At 56.5% G+C, this 14,973-nt stretch carries 15 protein-coding genes; 8 read left to right on the forward strand and 7 right to left on the reverse strand.

What is annotated here, in order from left to right; all coding sequences use genetic code 11:
* Positions 1–6 precede the first annotated feature (6 nt).
* Complete coding sequence (locus HNQ64_RS10190; protein ID WP_184208124.1) at positions 7–2,550, reverse strand: protein kinase domain-containing protein; 2,544 nt, start codon at positions 2,548–2,550, stop codon at positions 7–9.
* Positions 2,551–2,758: 208 nt separating this feature from the next.
* Here HNQ64_RS10190 and rpmE point away from each other — a divergent pair, with 208 nt between their 5' ends.
* The gene (rpmE, locus tag HNQ64_RS10195) at positions 2,759–3,001 is read left to right on the forward strand and encodes a 50S ribosomal protein L31 (RefSeq protein ID WP_184208127.1); all 243 of its coding nucleotides are present in this window, start codon (positions 2,759–2,761) and stop codon (positions 2,999–3,001) included.
* A 116-nt stretch (positions 3,002–3,117) separates the two neighbouring features.
* A complete protein-coding gene (prfA, locus tag HNQ64_RS10200) occupies positions 3,118–4,194 on the forward strand; it encodes a peptide chain release factor 1 (RefSeq protein ID WP_184208129.1) in 1,077 nt (358 codons plus the stop codon).
* Positions 4,195–4,204: 10 nt separating this feature from the next.
* Here the strand turns inward: prfA and HNQ64_RS10205 are convergent, their stop codons facing one another.
* Positions 4,205–4,948 (reverse strand): ATP-grasp domain-containing protein, encoded by a 744-nt coding sequence (locus tag HNQ64_RS10205; protein WP_184208131.1) that lies wholly within the window; start codon positions 4,946–4,948, stop codon positions 4,205–4,207.
* 170 nt (positions 4,949–5,118) lie between these two features.
* On the opposite strand from HNQ64_RS10205, the gene prmC reads away from it, so the two are divergent.
* From prmC to HNQ64_RS10225, 4 genes are all read left to right on the forward strand, one after another.
* Positions 5,119–5,967 carry a peptide chain release factor N(5)-glutamine methyltransferase gene (gene prmC, locus HNQ64_RS10210; protein WP_184208133.1) on the forward strand — a complete coding sequence of 283 codons (849 nt, stop codon included), beginning with the start codon at positions 5,119–5,121 and terminating at the stop codon, positions 5,965–5,967.
* 193 nt (positions 5,968–6,160) lie between these two features.
* Complete coding sequence (gene murA / locus HNQ64_RS10215; protein WP_184208135.1) at positions 6,161–7,423, forward strand: UDP-N-acetylglucosamine 1-carboxyvinyltransferase; 1,263 nt, start codon at positions 6,161–6,163, stop codon at positions 7,421–7,423.
* Between the two features lie 36 nt (positions 7,424–7,459).
* A complete protein-coding gene (locus HNQ64_RS10220) occupies positions 7,460–7,645 on the forward strand; it encodes a DUF5397 family protein (RefSeq protein ID WP_184208136.1) in 186 nt (61 codons plus the stop codon).
* A gap of 2 nt (positions 7,646–7,647) precedes the next feature.
* Complete coding sequence (locus HNQ64_RS10225) at positions 7,648–7,926, forward strand: virulence factor (protein ID WP_184208137.1); 279 nt, start codon at positions 7,648–7,650, stop codon at positions 7,924–7,926.
* Between the two features lie 104 nt (positions 7,927–8,030).
* Here the strand turns inward: HNQ64_RS10225 and trpC are convergent, their stop codons facing one another.
* Positions 8,031–8,858 carry an indole-3-glycerol phosphate synthase TrpC gene (gene trpC / locus HNQ64_RS10230; RefSeq protein WP_343075886.1) on the reverse strand — a complete coding sequence of 276 codons (828 nt, stop codon included), beginning with the start codon at positions 8,856–8,858 and terminating at the stop codon, positions 8,031–8,033.
* Positions 8,859–8,952: 94 nt separating this feature from the next.
* Here trpC and HNQ64_RS10235 point away from each other — a divergent pair, with 94 nt between their 5' ends.
* Positions 8,953–10,239, forward strand: a complete 1,287-nt coding sequence (locus tag HNQ64_RS10235) for an NAD(P)/FAD-dependent oxidoreductase (RefSeq protein ID WP_184208139.1) — start codon at positions 8,953–8,955, stop codon at positions 10,237–10,239.
* Here HNQ64_RS10235 and HNQ64_RS10240 read toward each other — a convergent pair.
* Positions 10,224–11,168 (reverse strand): lysylphosphatidylglycerol synthase transmembrane domain-containing protein, encoded by a 945-nt coding sequence (locus HNQ64_RS10240; protein ID WP_184208140.1) that lies wholly within the window; start codon positions 11,166–11,168, stop codon positions 10,224–10,226. The genes HNQ64_RS10235 and HNQ64_RS10240 overlap by 16 nt on opposite strands.
* 139 nt (positions 11,169–11,307) lie before the next feature.
* Between HNQ64_RS10240 and HNQ64_RS10245 the strand changes: the two genes are divergently transcribed.
* Positions 11,308–12,630 (forward strand): homoserine dehydrogenase, encoded by a 1,323-nt coding sequence (locus HNQ64_RS10245; protein WP_184208141.1) that lies wholly within the window; start codon positions 11,308–11,310, stop codon positions 12,628–12,630.
* A gap of 8 nt (positions 12,631–12,638) precedes the next feature.
* On the opposite strand, the gene HNQ64_RS10250 is transcribed toward HNQ64_RS10245, so the two are convergent.
* The 3 genes from HNQ64_RS10250 to HNQ64_RS23800 form a co-directional block, all read right to left on the reverse strand.
* A complete protein-coding gene (locus tag HNQ64_RS10250; RefSeq protein WP_184208142.1) occupies positions 12,639–12,956 on the reverse strand; it encodes a hypothetical protein in 318 nt (105 codons plus the stop codon).
* Positions 12,957–13,311: 355 nt separating this feature from the next.
* On the reverse strand, positions 13,312–14,088 hold the full coding sequence (locus HNQ64_RS10255) for a hypothetical protein (protein ID WP_184208143.1): 777 nt from the start codon (positions 14,086–14,088) through the stop codon (positions 13,312–13,314).
* A gap of 179 nt (positions 14,089–14,267) precedes the next feature.
* A complete protein-coding gene (locus HNQ64_RS23800) occupies positions 14,268–14,936 on the reverse strand; it encodes a L,D-transpeptidase family protein (RefSeq protein WP_221305405.1) in 669 nt (222 codons plus the stop codon).
* Positions 14,937–14,973: the final 37 nt, after the last annotated feature.

Here is a 14,973-nt window from a genome sequence, read left to right on the forward strand (position 1 = left end):
GGCAGATCACTTCCGGCGTTCCAAGACGATGCGGAAGCTGACGGTGGGCCGCTTGGTATCTACGGGAAGAGGGGTGCGGACGGAGGACAGCAGCTCATCTGGGTCTGAGGTCTGCCAGTTACCGCCGCGCACGGTGCCGAGGACCTTTTTTTCCTTGCCGCCTTTGGGCGTGCTGCCGGGTTCGAAATCCGTGTCCACCCATTCGGACGCATTGCCTCCTAGGGCGATGATGCCCCGTTCATTGGGCGGGAATGCCCCCACAGCACCGAGTTGAGCAAACCGATCTTCATAGCCAGGGATGAAGCTCTCCAGGCGGTTTTTTCGTGCAGCATTATTATCTGCTAGGTTTTCGGTATTCGGCGGAGGGGGCCAGTCAAAACCCCAGGGGTATATGCCCCGGATGCGTCCGTTCCTTTCAGCGGGGGAATTGCCACGCTCCAGAGGTAGGCCCACGGCGCGGCTCCACTCTTCATCGCTAGGCAGGCGGTAGCGATCCTTCGCCCCGATGAGGCCCGCATTGCGCTCACGCTCGGTCAGCCAGGCACAGAAAGCGCGGGCTTCTTCACGGTCCACTCCCACCACGGGCTGGGTGCCGCCACGGCCATCGGCATCCATATTGCCAGGTCGGCGGGCATTGGTGGCCTTCACGTATTCCAGGTAGTCGCGGCGGCGGGTTTCCACGGCGGCGATCATGACATCTCCCAGGGGGACAAAGCGCAGGCCTAGACCATTGGCCTTCCACTCACGGCCAAAGGTCACCGCCTGGCGGGTCTGCATGTCGGAGAAAAGTTCCAGCAAAGCTCCCGACTTCACATCGCCCTCGAGAACCACATCGGAAAAACCTTCCTCCCGCAGTTCAAACTCCACGGGGCCGCTACGCACACGGGGCAACTCCAGCGGGGTGTATCCCAGAAACTCATCGTGCTGGAAGATGCGGACTTTCTCTGGCGTGGTGCGGATGATGACGCTGCCATAGGTCTGGCGTTCCACACGAAGGTGAAAGGCCTGCCAGTTTTTATCCTCGCCGCTGCTGAAGTTATCGGTATCGCGATCCTCCGGCATGTCTTCATTGCCGCCGGCATTGCTTTCCACGTAGTAGAAGGGCTCCACCTCGTAGTGGTGCTCCTGGCTCAGGGCACCGGCTGCGCGGTCGGTATCCGTCATCCAGAAGCGAAAAGCTTCGGCATCGCCCATAGGCACGACGACGAAGTAGGCAGCGTCTTTGCTCGCATCAGCCAGGGAGGCTCGCACCACCTTGCCCTCAAAGGAGCGGCCTGTAGCTTCGAGGAACCGTTTGAAGAATTTGATCTCCACGGGCTGAACGCTGATGTGGCCCATTTGCGCGGGCTTAAAGGTGATGCCCAGGCTGTTGGTCCAGCGCTCTCCGGGCTGGGGCAGGCGGGTGGCTTCCAGCTTCAAATCATACTCAGCAGGGCGGTTGCGGTTGGCGCTGTGCTCGATCTCCAATTGCTTGTGACCTGGGAGGCGCAACTGATAGATGACGGGCACGCCTTCCTCGGGGTTGAGTGCTAGGGGGGTAACGCCTAGTTTGTCCTCTCCAGCGAAGACATCGGCCCCGGCGGGTTCGGTCTTGATGGTCAGCATGGGCAGGCTTTTTTGCACCTCCAAGAGACCGCGATTATCCTGCCGCTGAGCCAACCACATGCCAAAGCCGACGGCGAGGGCCAGGGTGGTAGCGGCTGTAGCGGCCCAGTACCAGACCAGACGCCGAGAGGGCAGGGGCTGACCGCGCAGGTCCAGCGTCATCTCATAGGCACTGGAATAACGGTCCTTCGCCTTTGGTGCGCAGGCGGTGCAGATGACCCGGTGCAGGCGCTGCCAGACATCCAGTTTATCTCCGCTTTCGGAGCAAGATGGGATGTCAGGAAAATCCAGCCGATCTTTGCCGGTGCTGGCTTCGTAGAGCACCATGCCCAAGGAAAAAATATCAGATTCCGGTGACCCAGGGCCTTCGGGGGCCACAAAGCCCTCGGTGCCCACAAAGCTGCGCTGGCCTAGCAGAGCCACGAGGCCGATGTCTGCCAGGCGGCAGGCCCCATCAATAAAGATGAGATTCGAAGGTTTGACATCCCGGTGGATGAGTTTGTTCTCATGCAGGTAGTGCAGGCCCTCAGCCACGTTGGCACCGATCTTCAGGCAGCGCTCTGCCATGACACGTGTATCCCGGCGCATTTCCAGGCCCAGGGTGTGGGCCTTGTAAGTTTCGGGGCTGATGTCGCGGCCCTTATCCAGGTCATCCGCCAGCTCCATCACATAATAATAGAAGCCTTGGGCATCACTGCGGCCTACCTGAAGGATAGGCACCAGCCCGGCATGGCGGCGGGAGATGGGCTCGTACCGCTTGATGGCCTCAAACTCGCGTTCGAAGGAATCTGCCTGGTCGTAGTCCTCCCGCCAGACGACCTTGACGGCGCGGAGTGCGCCTGTGACGGAGCGCGCCATCCAGACCTCACCGTACGCACCACGACCGATGAGGCGCAGGGTCTCATGGTCGCGAATCTCAGGGGCTGTGCGGACGGGGGCGGTCACGGCAGGGGTTTGACAGGATTTAGCGTGCAGTATTCAGTGTTTGCCCTGGGAAGGTCAAGATTTGCCGTCTGGAAGCGGGGGATTCAGACGTTTTAAAAAGCTGGTTGACCCCTGGGCGGGCTGTGGCAAACTGATTGCCCTCACGCTCCGGCGAAAGTGACGCCCCTTGTCCCTCGTCGGTCCTACGTGATCTCAGATCTCTACCCTCATGAAAGAACAAGGCCACCCTACGGTTTACGAAACCACGATCACCTGCACCTGCGGTGCTGTGTATCAGACCATCTCCACCGTGCAGAACCTGAAGATCGGTATCTGCGCTGGTTGCCACCCTTACTTCACCGGTGAGCAGCGCTTCATCGATACCGCTGGCCGTGTGGACAAATTCGCTCAGCGTTACGGCAGCACCCGCGCCCGCCGCTCCCCGCCGAAGCTCAGCGACGTTTCCGCGTAGGCTCGATATCCCCTTTGACCAGAAAACGGTGCCCGTGCCTCCGAGCTCGGCACCGTTTTTTGTTGCTTTCCGCCCCGCTGCTGCCCTGAGGCCTCTTTTTCTCGTCCCTTACTGTCATGGATTACGCCCCCATCATTGCCACCAAACGCACCCGTTTTGAGCTCCTGGAAGAACTCATGGGGCAGCCAGGCTTTTTTGATGATGCTAAAAAGGCCGGAGAACTCACGCGTGAGCATCGCACGCTGGGTAATCTTTTGGAAAGCTGGGACGAATATCAAAAGCAGCTCACTGAGCTGGCCGACAGTCAGGAGATGCTGAAAGCTGGCGACGAAGAATTTGCCGCCATGGCCGCTGCCGAGATCCCGATCATCCAGAAACGGATTGAGGAACTGGAAAAGGCTGTGCAGTTCTCCATCCTGCCGCCTGATCCCCTGGAAGGCCGTGATGCCCTGGTGGAAATCCGTGCAGGTACAGGTGGTGACGAAGCCTCACTCTTTGCCGCTGATCTCGTGCGCATGTATTCCCGCTACTCAGAAACCCGTGGCTGGAAGGTGGAGACTCTGGAGTCTAGCCCCTCGGATGTGGGTGGGTTTAAAGAAATCGTTATGAAAGTGGCGGGTGAAGACGTCTTCCGCATCCTCAAATACGAAAGCGGGGTGCATCGCGTGCAGCGTGTGCCTGCCACAGAAGCTCAAGGCCGCATTCACACCTCCGCCGCTACGGTGGCTGTGCTGCCCGAGGCTGAAGAAGTGGACTTTGAACTGAAGTCCGATGAAGTTCGTATCGAAGTCTGCCGCTCCTCCGGTGCTGGTGGTCAGGGCGTGAACACCACGGACTCTGCCGTGCAGGTGATGCATATCCCCACAGGGACCATCGTGCGCTGTCAGGACGGGCGTAGTCAGATCAAAAACAAGGAGAAGGCTCTGACGATTCTGCGCTCGCGCTTGTTGGAAAAGAAGCAGCAGGAAGAAGCGGCGAAGTACTCTGCCCACCGTCGTAATCTGATCGGCAGTGGTGGCCGTGAGGAAAAGATCCGCACCTACAATTACCCGCAAAATCGTGTCACGGATCACCGGATTGAAATGACGGTCTATAACCTGGACATGTTCATGGAAGGACGGGTGGACCAGATTTTGGACTCTCTTTTGGCCAGTGATCTCCAGGAGCGATTGGCTGAAGCGGGGTTGAAGTAGCACGGGGTTATCAGCCCGCACAAATTTCCGTCCAGCGTGCGTGCAGCAGCTCGGCATATTGGGTGGAGGTTAGGCCTCCATGACCGAGCGAATAACCATCGTTGATTTCAATCAGGAAGGTTTTGCCTTCTGGGGTCACGCCAAAGTCAGCACTGTATCCGGCGGGTGCATTTTCAAAGGCCGCCACGGTGTCATGGATGAACTTGCCGTTAGGAAATACCAGAGGATCACCTTTGTAGAAACTAGCGCCGATAACCTGCGTCTGAATGACAAAGGTTCTCCACTCACTCACGAAATGAATGGGTGATTGAGCTAGGACTGCGAGATCTCCGGTGATGGCCGGGAATCCAGGACGGGCAGTGAGTAAACTGCGAAGGTCAGCCTCGTGTTCAAAGACCTGACCATTGAACAATTTGGCTTCGGAATGAGGCTTCACAAAAACCGGAAACCGGCCTGCATTCAAAACGCCATTCAGTGTGGTAACTCGGCAAGTGCGACCTAAGAAAGATAGCAGGCTGGTCGGGGCGGAATCCTGCTGAGGGGGAAGTTTACCGAGTTGGAGCAAGGCAGCTCGCACAGTTCCCATGCCGCCTACCACGACTGTGGCGGTATTCAATGCCAGACGTTCCAGTTCTTCACGGTGAAAGTATCTCACTTCGAATCCTAATAATTCAAAACCCTTAGCTGCCACTGCGCCGTGAGCGCTGTAAGGCTGGCCGTTTGAATCGGTCTGAACATAGGCAATGGGCTGCATAGCATGGCAACCCTGGGCAGATGTTTTCACCGAGCAACCAGATCGTGCCCGGAATGAGGCCAACATCACCTTCTGGCCATTGTGTCGGGTAAGACAACCTCGTTTAAGGTAGTTCGAGCTGGGGTTGACTCCACGCTCTTTGCCCTTAGCTCTTCCCCCCTTTTTAACGCATGAAACTCCTCCTCGATACTCTCCGCGCTGGCACTGGCTACCTGGAGAAGCATGGCGTGGATGAGGCCAGGCTGAATATGGAGCATCTTTTGGCTCATGTTTTGGGCTGTCGGCGGCTGGATCTCTACCTACGTTTTGGTGAGATGCTGCAAGAGGTGGATCTGGAGAAGCTGCGCGGGCTCACCAAACGCCGGGCGGAAGGGGAGCCTTTGCAGCACCTCCTGGGGACGGTGGACTTTCTGGGGAACGAACTCGTCAGTGACCACCGAGCTCTCATCCCCAGACCAGAGACGGAGTATCTGTGTGATCTTTTGATCAAACATTACGGTAAAAATCCGCCGGCGCGTGTGCTGGACATGGCCACAGGTTCAGGCTGCATCGGCCTCACGCTGGCCTGTGCGTGGAAGGAGAGTGAAGTCACGCTGGCAGATATTTCTGAGGATGCGTTGGATCTCGCACGGCTCAACACTAGCCGCCTGGGGCTGGAGCGTGTGCAGATTCTGCGCAGTGATCTTTTTGAAAAGATCAATGGCTCCTTCGACCTCATCGTCAGCAATTTACCCTACATCCCCAGTGGCGAGATCCCTGCACTGAGCCGCGAAGTAAGGCGAGATCCCGTGCTGGCGCTGGATGGTGGACCGGACGGTTTGGACATTGTGCGTCGCTTTTTAGTGGAGGCACCGGCTCACTTAGCCCCTGGCGGGCGCATTGCCCTGGAAGTGGGGCATGACCAAGGGTACGCCACGGCTGAACATGCCAGTGGCTTAGGTTTTAGTGAGGCTGAGGTGCGCGCTGACCTGGCTGGGGTCGAGCGTTTTGTGTTCGCTACCAAGGCTTTGGGAGATTGATTTCATTTTTTTTCCAAAAAAGTGTAACTGCATTTTGCGAATGTAGTAATCCCCTATGTCTGCGGGGCTCGCCGCATGGAACTGGCTTTCACGGTAGCTTTTTCCGGCGGTGGGCTCCGTGGGCGTCGCTCTCTTCACGAGGATCATCTTCCCGCTTGCACCTGAGCCCGCCCGACGCACTTAGACGGGAAACATGGAAAAACTTATCGTCCACGGCGGCGCACCTCTGAAAGGTCGCGTAAACATCAGCGGCAGCAAGAACTCCTCCCTGCCTATTTTGGCAGCTACTCTGCTGACCAAAGACACCTGCACCATCCGGCGTGTCCCAGATCTCAGCGATACCAACTACATGGTCCGAATCTTGGGCGAACTGGGTGCCGAAGTGGAACGCGCTAGCGGCGTGGTCGTGGTGAAGGCGGAAAAAATCAAATCTGTCGCTCCTTATGAACTCGTGCGGAAGATGCGCGCCAGCATTTGCGTGCTAGGGCCTCTCACGGGCCGCCTAAAGAAATGCACCGTCTCCCTCCCTGGGGGTTGCGTCATCGGGGATCGCCCGGTGGATTTGCATCTTAAAGGTCTGGAGGCTCTAGGAGCCATCGTCACCGTGGATGGCGGGGACATCAGTGTGAATGCCAAAAAAGGCTTCAAAGGCGGCCCGATGAATCTCATGGGCAAGCATGGTTCCACCGTGCTGGGCACGGACAATGTCATGATGGCGGCCACGCTGGCTAAAGGCACCACGGTTATCGAAGGTGCCGCTGCTGAGCCTGAAGTGGAGGATCTAGCCAATTTCCTCATCAAGATGGGGGCCAAGATCGAAGGGGCGGGGACGAATCGCATCACCATCGAAGGCGTCAAAGAACTGCATGGGGCGGAACACACCGTGATCCCGGATCGTATCGAGGCCGGTACCTTCCTATGCGCCGGGGCCATGATCGGCGAAGGCATCACCCTGAAGCGTGTCATGCCGGAGCACATGACCGCCGTGACGGACATGCTCAAGAAGTGCGGTTTCCCGATTGAGATCGGCAAGGACAGCATCAGCATCGCGCCGAATCCTGACGCGAAAGGTTTTGATCTCACCACTCTTTGTTATCCTGGATTTCCGACGGACATGCAGGCGCAGTTTTGCGCGCTCGCCTGTGCCATCAGCGATACCAGCACCATCACAGAAACCATCTTCCCACAGCGCTTCATGCATGTGGCTGAAATGAAGCGCATGGGCGCGAACATTGATCTTCAGGGTGCCACCGCCCGCATCCGTGGCGGCAACGCCCTCAAAGGTGCCCCTGTCATGGCCAGCGACCTTCGTGCCTCGGCCGCCCTCGTGCTCGCGGGCCTCATCGGCAGCGGCAAGACCGAGGTCAACCGCCTCTATCACATTGACCGTGGCTACGAGCACCTCGATGACAAACTCGCTGGCCTGGGTGCTCAGTTGGAACGGGTGAAGGAGTGAGATTGTTTTTTCTGCATTTTGAGCCATTATTTGTGTATGAAGACTCTAGCGCGCACTGCGGATGATCTCGTTCGTACCTACAGGACCTTTGGTGAATACGGACCTTTGTATGAAGTTGTGAGCAAAGTGAGCGAGTCAAAAGTACACATACGCGTCGTCGAAAGTGGCGAAGAATTGGATTACTCCGTCGACAAAGCACTCAATGATCCCGAGGCAGATTAAGCATGTTCGCCATCACCTTTGATCTCGTTGTTGCGGAGGCGGAATTGCATCACCCAAAGGGCGTTACATCGGCCTATGCCGAAATTGCTTCGACCTTGCGTAAATTCCAGTTCGAAAGGATTCAGGGCAGTGTCTATGTCACCGAAAAAAATGACATGGCCAATCTCTTTGCGGCTTTGCTTGCACTGAAAGCACTGCCTTGGTTTCCTATGGCCGTGCGCGATATTCGTGGCTTCAAAATTGAAAATTGGAGTGATTTCACTCCAATCATCAAAGGCTAATCAGAGCCTAAACGGGTTAGCTTCGACAAAGTTAAGTGTTATTGGCTCAACCCACTTGTAATCGCAGGGTGAGCCCTAGGTTAGATGGGGAAACCATCTCTTCTTTACATCTTCATCGCCCGCAGGGCAGGCAGATCCACCATGATGTTCTGGCTGCGCATGAGGGTTTCCCCAACCAAAAGTGCGTCAGCGCCAGCTTCGGCCAGGAAGGCGGCGTCAGCAGGAGTTTTGATGCCGCTTTCGGAAACGAGCAGGATGTCATCAGGCACTTCCTCGGCGAGGGCTTCGGTGGTGGCCATGTCCACGGTGAAGCTCTTGAGATTGCGATTGTTGATGCCCAGGATGCGCACGTCCGTATCTAGGGCGCGCTCAAGCTCGGGCAGGTCGTGGACTTCCATCAGCACATCGAGCTGGAAGGTGTGGGCGATGTCCAGAAGCTTGACCAGCTGATCCTGCTTCAGCGCGGCGACGATGAGCAGGATGGCATCGGCCCCGGCGACGACAGCTTCATAGATCTGTGCTTCATGGATGATGAAGTCTTTGCGCAGGCAGGGGATGTCCACCTGTTCACGGATCAGTGAGAGATACTCCAGGCGGCCCTGGAAGTACTTTTCATCCGTGAGGATGGAGAGGGCTGTGGCTCCGGCTTTCTCGTAACCGCGGGCGATGGTGAGGGGATCGAAGTCCGCTGAGATGGTGCCGACAGAAGGAGAAGCGCGTTTCACTTCAGCGATCATCCCCAGGCGAGTCGGGTCTAGGCGGAGGGCATCTTCCAGGGAGCGGAAGTCATCACGCAGGGTGGCGGCGGCACGCAGCATGTCCATGCGGGGCAGCAGTTTCTCCACTTCGAGGCGCTTGTGCGCGATGATTTCGTCCAGCTTATTCATAGGGGGGCGGAAGATGGGGGCGATCTGGCTCGGTGCAAGTTGCACCTTGCACGGTATTTTTCTCAGTAAAAAGTTAGACAGAGGTGGCTCAGGGTTGCACCTCGCAGGCAGACATTTATTTTGAATCTCTGACTGCCTTATGAAGATCGCCTCAAAACCTTTCCGTGTCGGCATCGTGGGTGCCGGTCCTGCTGGTGCCACGCTGGCTTGTTTGCTCGCCAAAGAAGGTGTGGACGCGGTGTTCTTCGATGATGGCAAGCGCCCCGACATGGTGGTGGGGGAATCCCTGGTGCCACGTCTGGTCAATGTCTTCCGCCGCCTGGGCATCGAAGATGAAGTGGCCAAGCTGGGCACCTACAAGCCGGGGGTGACCTGGATCTTTGACGAAAATGATGCACTAGAGCTTTCCTTCACCGCCATGCGTGGGGTGCTGCCTACCTACGCCTACAATGTGCATCGCCGCCCCTTTGATGACCTGGTCCACCAGACCGCGCTGGATGCAGGCGCTCGATTCGTGCCGTGCGACGTGAAGCTTGAGATCGGCCTAACCGAACGTGGTGAAAAGGTGCCGCGCCTCAGCGCAGCCACCCTGGCCCTGGTGCCTGACTGGAATGGCAAGCAGCCAGACTTGCTGGTGGATGCCAGCGGCCGCCGTCGTTTGTTTGCAAAGTTGCTGGGCATCAAAGCTGCGATTGGTGATCGCAAAGATGTCTCCCACTTTGCCCATTATGAAAACTGCACCATGCCAGTTCCTTCGGGGCAGACAGTGATCACTCGCCTGAAGCATGGCTGGTCCTGGCGCATCCCTCTCCTGCATGCCCTGAGCATCGGCGTAGTTTTCGATAAAGAGCATGCGAAGCAATATGGCAAGACGCCTGAGGAGCAGCTCGAGGCTGTCATCGAGCAGAACAAGCCTCTGGCCGATGCCTGCCCTAACCGCAAGCGTATCACGCCGGTGACTACTTATGCGAATTATCAGCTCATCTCAGAACAGGGCCATGGAGATGGCTGGGTGACGGTGGGAGATGCCTTTGGTTTTGTAGATCCCATGCTCTCCCCAGGGCTCTGCATGGCCATGACCTCGGCGGAGATGCTGGCAGATGCCATTTTGCAAAATCGCCAGGATGATTGGGATCGCGCTTTCAAGAATTACCTCGACTGGTTCCGTGACATGCTCAATGCCTGGCAGGAGTTGGTGGACATGTTTTATGGCGGGCAGATCTTTGCCCTTCAGCGCACCGGCACGAAGATGTCTCAAATGTTCCCTGGCAAGATCAGCATGGTCATGCAGCGGCACTTTGAGAAAAACATTTCCGGCATGGCCGGCGGGGGTCTGACGAATCATCCCTACAGCCGGAACTTGCTGCGGTTCATGACGCGCTTTGCCATTTATGGCGAGGAGCCAGCGGACTACGCCGTGGTGTGACGCCTGCGCCAAAAGGCCAGCCACAGGCCGCCGATGAGGCCCCACAGGCCTAGGGCGGCAAATCCTAGTAAGGACGCTGCCAGGGCCTTGGCTGGGCCGATCCCCGCCTGCCCACCTAGCCACTCTACCAGCAGACCTTCCCGTACGCCGAGGCCACTCAGGGTGATGGGTAGGGAAGCGATGGCATCCACCACGGGCATTAAGCCAAGTAGTTGGGGCAATGAAACGTTTGTGCCCAAGGCTCGCGCTGCCGCCCAGTAGGCGGCATAAGCACAGGCGGTGCCTAGGGCCGAGACGGCAAAGCCGGAGAATAACCAGGGATGCCGAAACGTGCCTGCATAGATCGGCGCTGCTTTGGCTGAGAGCCAGCGCAGCCCGGGGATGCGAGTAAAAAGCCGCTGGAGCCAAGGTTCCATGATGACCCCCAGCCCCAGAAAGGATAGCCCCGTGAAGGCGAGCAAGGCCATGTCAGTGGTGGCTAGTACATTCTCCGGCAAACCTGCCTGTCGTGAAAACAGGCCATACAGAATGACGCCTCCAAAAAGCCCACCGATGTGATCCAGGATCAGGGAGCCTACGATAGCGCCACGTCTTTCCGGAAAGGTGCGAGAAAGCAGCAGGAGCCGGATGCCATCGGCCCCAATGGGCCCGAGGAAGTAAAGATTGAAAAAATCTGCGAACAATGTCAGCCGCAGCAATTCCCCGTAGTGGGCCTTCAGCCCATACACGCGGAGAAACCACCACCACCGCCCCGCCCAGCCGGGCACAGACAGCCCGCCAAGCAAAAAGGCTAAAGCGAGCCACCGGAAATCCAGTGAGGACCAGGAAAGTTCGCCCGCTCCCTCCAGCCTGAGCCGCCTCAGCACCCACCACATCAGCCCCAGGGCCAGGGCGGCGCGGAGCAAGAGAAAAAGGTGACGGATGCGCATGTGAAGCGAGAACTTTAGTCAACCCCGGGTCGAAATCCAAACGGCAAGTGACAAGAAGCATCTTTTGACCCGCTTGACCTTTGACCTGCCTTCATCCCCGTGCATCTCTACGGGCTTCCTTTTAGCCCCTTTCTCGACCATGTCCGTTTCCATTCCCCCACGCACCATCTACATCGGCCTCGCAGGACTGGGGAACGTGGGAGCAGGTGTTTTTAAAAACCTAGAACAGAATGGCGATCTCATCCGCCAGCGCACCGGGGCAGATATCCGGGTGAAGCGCGTGGTCGTGCGGGATCTCCAGCGCGCGAGAGATGTGGTGGTGCCAGAGGCCATGCTTTCTACCCAGTGGCAGGACCTCATCGCGGATGAAGAAATCCAGGTGGTGGTCGAGCTCATCGGTGGCACCACCACGGCCTATGATTTGGTGTGTGCAGCCCTGCGGGCCAAAAAGATTGTCGTCACGGGCAACAAGGCTCTGCTGGCCGAGCGCGGACAGGAATTGTTTGCGCTGGCGGAGCAGTGTGGGGTACCCATCTATTTTGAAGCGGCTGTCGCTGGCGGTATTCCCATCATTCAAGTGTTGCAGGAGGGGCTTGTGGGGAATCGCATCCTGTCCATCCACGGCATCATCAATGGCACGTGCAACTACATCCTCACGCGCATGTCTCAGGCGGGCCTCAGTTATGAGGACGCCCTGCGTGAAGCCCAGGAAAAGGGCTATGCCGAGGCTGATCCGACGCTGGATGTCAGCGGCTGGGACGCTGCGCACAAGGCCATCATCCTGGCTTCTCTGAGCTACGGATTCTGGATCCCCACGCCCTGCGTGCATGTGGAGGGCGTGGATAAGATTGACATCGTGGATTTCAAATTTGCCAAACGTCTGGGTTACACCATCAAGCTTCTGTCTGTGATCCGTGCCGATGAGCAGGGCCTCGTGGAGGTGCGCACGCAGCCGACTCTTGTGCCCCTTTCTCACGTGCTGGCGAATGTGAGTGGCAGCTTCAATGCCGTGCTGGTGAATGGCGACATTGTCGGTGAAACGCTTTTTTATGGCCGAGGAGCCGGGCAAGACCCGACGAGCAGCAGTGTCATCAGCGACCTCTGTGAAGCCGCCGCCGTGTTGGTTTATGGCTCTCGCCACAGTGGCTTCGTACCGCATGGGCTTTATGGGAAAAGTAAACCCATGGAGGATACCGTTTCCCATTATTACCTGCGACTGACGGTGGATGATGTGCCGGGTGTGTTGGCCCAGGTCTCCACCGTTCTTGGGCAGCGAAACATCGGTATCTCCTCCATGATCCAGCCAGAAGATCTCGAAGACACCAGTGGCAGCACCAGCCTGGTGCTGATGCTGCATGATGCCAGCCTGGGCGATATGCTGAAGGCTCTGGAGGCTCTCAGTTCACTCGCCTGCGTGCGTGGCAAACCGAGCTGGATGCGCGTGGAAACCTTGCAGGGATAAGCGGAAGATCACTTCAACTTGGTCCAGACAATGTCATGATACAGGTCGCCACTGCGATCTACCTGCACTTGAGCCACCCAGGGATCAAAGCCCAGCATCATGGCCCGTGAGCAGACGCTGTCGTGATCGCTATGGGTGAGAGGGGGTGCGGGTTTCGGTTCCAGGCTGGCATTGATGTGAACCAGCATGTTGTTGTCAGAACTTCGGGCTTCGATGTCCTTCGTTCCATGCCGCTGCGTGGTGTGGTAGCAGCGGTAACCATTTTCGATCAGCCATTTCTCCACATGGCGTTCCCCGTATTCGGCGATGTCTGTCGGTGTCAACATAGCGCATGGTGGGTTGAGTTGATTCACTTCCTTAGCCAAACGGCTTTTTTTGGAACTGAATTATCTCGAGTTTTTATCACGAGGCGTTTTGCAACACAATGCTGCGCTATCAGGCAAGATGCAAAAAAATAGGGCGAACCACCCGGTTCGCCCTGATTTTTTCGAAGGTTACCAACAGCCAGAAGACAACCCACTATCTGAAATATTCGACTGAGGCCCGCAGTGCGTTCTTCAATGTGGAGGCAGTATGCCACATCTATTTCTCGATGAGTCAGGTCATGGTAAGAGGGTTGTAAGGAGAATGTCATTTCCTGCCAAAACTTGGGGAAAGCTTGGTTCAGAAGAAGTGCTCTCCTTATTTTTTCCCTTCATCATAGAATTGGTGAAAAAGGATTTGGACCTTAGGAAAATAAAATTCGTGGGTCAGGAGAATATCGACGAGCGAGTTCGAAAAACAAAATACCAATGGCAGTGCGATTTTCCAAAAATCGGGGAGGTTTAAACCGTCGCCAACCAACAGAATGAAAAGGAGAAGAATAAGGTGGATCACATTATTGATCAGCCATCGGCGAGGCGACTTATCAGAATCATGCTGGATCACCAGGGTGCCCCGCTCTTCCCGGATAGTTGGGGAATTGCAGGAGATGACAAACCACAACCAAACAATGTTGAGTGCGAGTAGGATCAGATAAGCCCAAAAAAAGTGATGCGGATTAGCCACACTAAGACCCAGAGGAACAAACATTAATCCTTGGGAAACGAGCATCAGAGTATCAGCGACTCTTCTGCGACGCGAAAAGACCCTTGAAAGGACATCAATGCGTGCCGTGCTGACTGCCTTTTTGGCATCATGGGCAAAGAGATCGATATAGCGGCTGTCTCCGATGAAATATCTTAAAAAAGTGGGCAGATAGGCAATGCAGAAGATGCTCAGTGGGACTGTTGCAAAATGGATGAATTCTCGAAAATTGCTACCTTTCGAGCTAGCTTCAAAGCATGTTTTGGCAGCCTGCGTGAGCGAGAAGCTCATGATGATGAGCCAGGGCCATTTCAATGAATCATAAGTGCGCTCAACAATGGTCAGTTGGGATTCAACGATTTCCTCTGGGCTGCGTAAATGTTCTTCCATCATAGTAAGGGCGCTTATTCGTCTAGAAAAAAGTCTGCCAAGACAAGCATTAAAATGAAGAAGATAGTAGCCTGTTTGTCACATTGGAAATAATAGCCGCAGTTCCCGGATTTGGTCAAAACTGAACCATCGCGATGCGATAGCTCAGTCGTGTCAAAGGCACACCGCCAACTCCCGTCTCCCTACGGGACGATCTGCACCGGAGTTCCCAAGGAGGATTCGCGGAAAAAGATCTCGGCCATTTTGGTAGGCAGGCGGATGCAGCCATGGGAAGCAGGGTAGCCTGGTAGGTAGCCTTCGTGCATGCCGATGGCCCCTGTGATACGCATGAAGTAGCGCATGTTCGCCCCGTCAAATTTAGCGCCTTTAGGCCGGGCGTCTTTGCGGATATCGACTTCCTTTTTCACGATGACGCCCGTGGCATCCACATAGTCGCCATACAGGTTGGATTTGTGATCCAGATCTTTTTGAATGACGCTGAATTTGCCTGGGCGGGTGGCGTGGCTCTCACGGCCGGAGGAGATGGGGGACATGCCGACCACGACACCATCCTTCATGAAATAGACTTTTTGCTCACTGAGGCTGATCTTCATGCTGGGCTTACCCACCACGCCATCACCACGCCAGTAGGAGCCATCGTCCACGGGGGCATCGCCCTTTTTCTTTTTATCCTTCTTCTGCTTTTTAAGGCGGGCTTCCTCCTGGGGCTCCAGACGGATGCGTTGTACATAAAAACCGCCACCAGGTGCTGGGCGGCGGATCTCACGGTAGGTGGGGCCAGCGCAACTAACGACTTGGAGCATCACCGTCAAGATCAGCAGGGAGAAAGACAAGCGGTGGAGAGTATGCATAAAGGGAGGAGTGAGGAGGTGCGCGCTTATGGAGCAC

The organism is Prosthecobacter dejongeii (assembly GCF_014203045.1).
Lineage (GTDB): Bacteria > Verrucomicrobiota > Verrucomicrobiia > Verrucomicrobiales > Verrucomicrobiaceae > Prosthecobacter > Prosthecobacter dejongeii.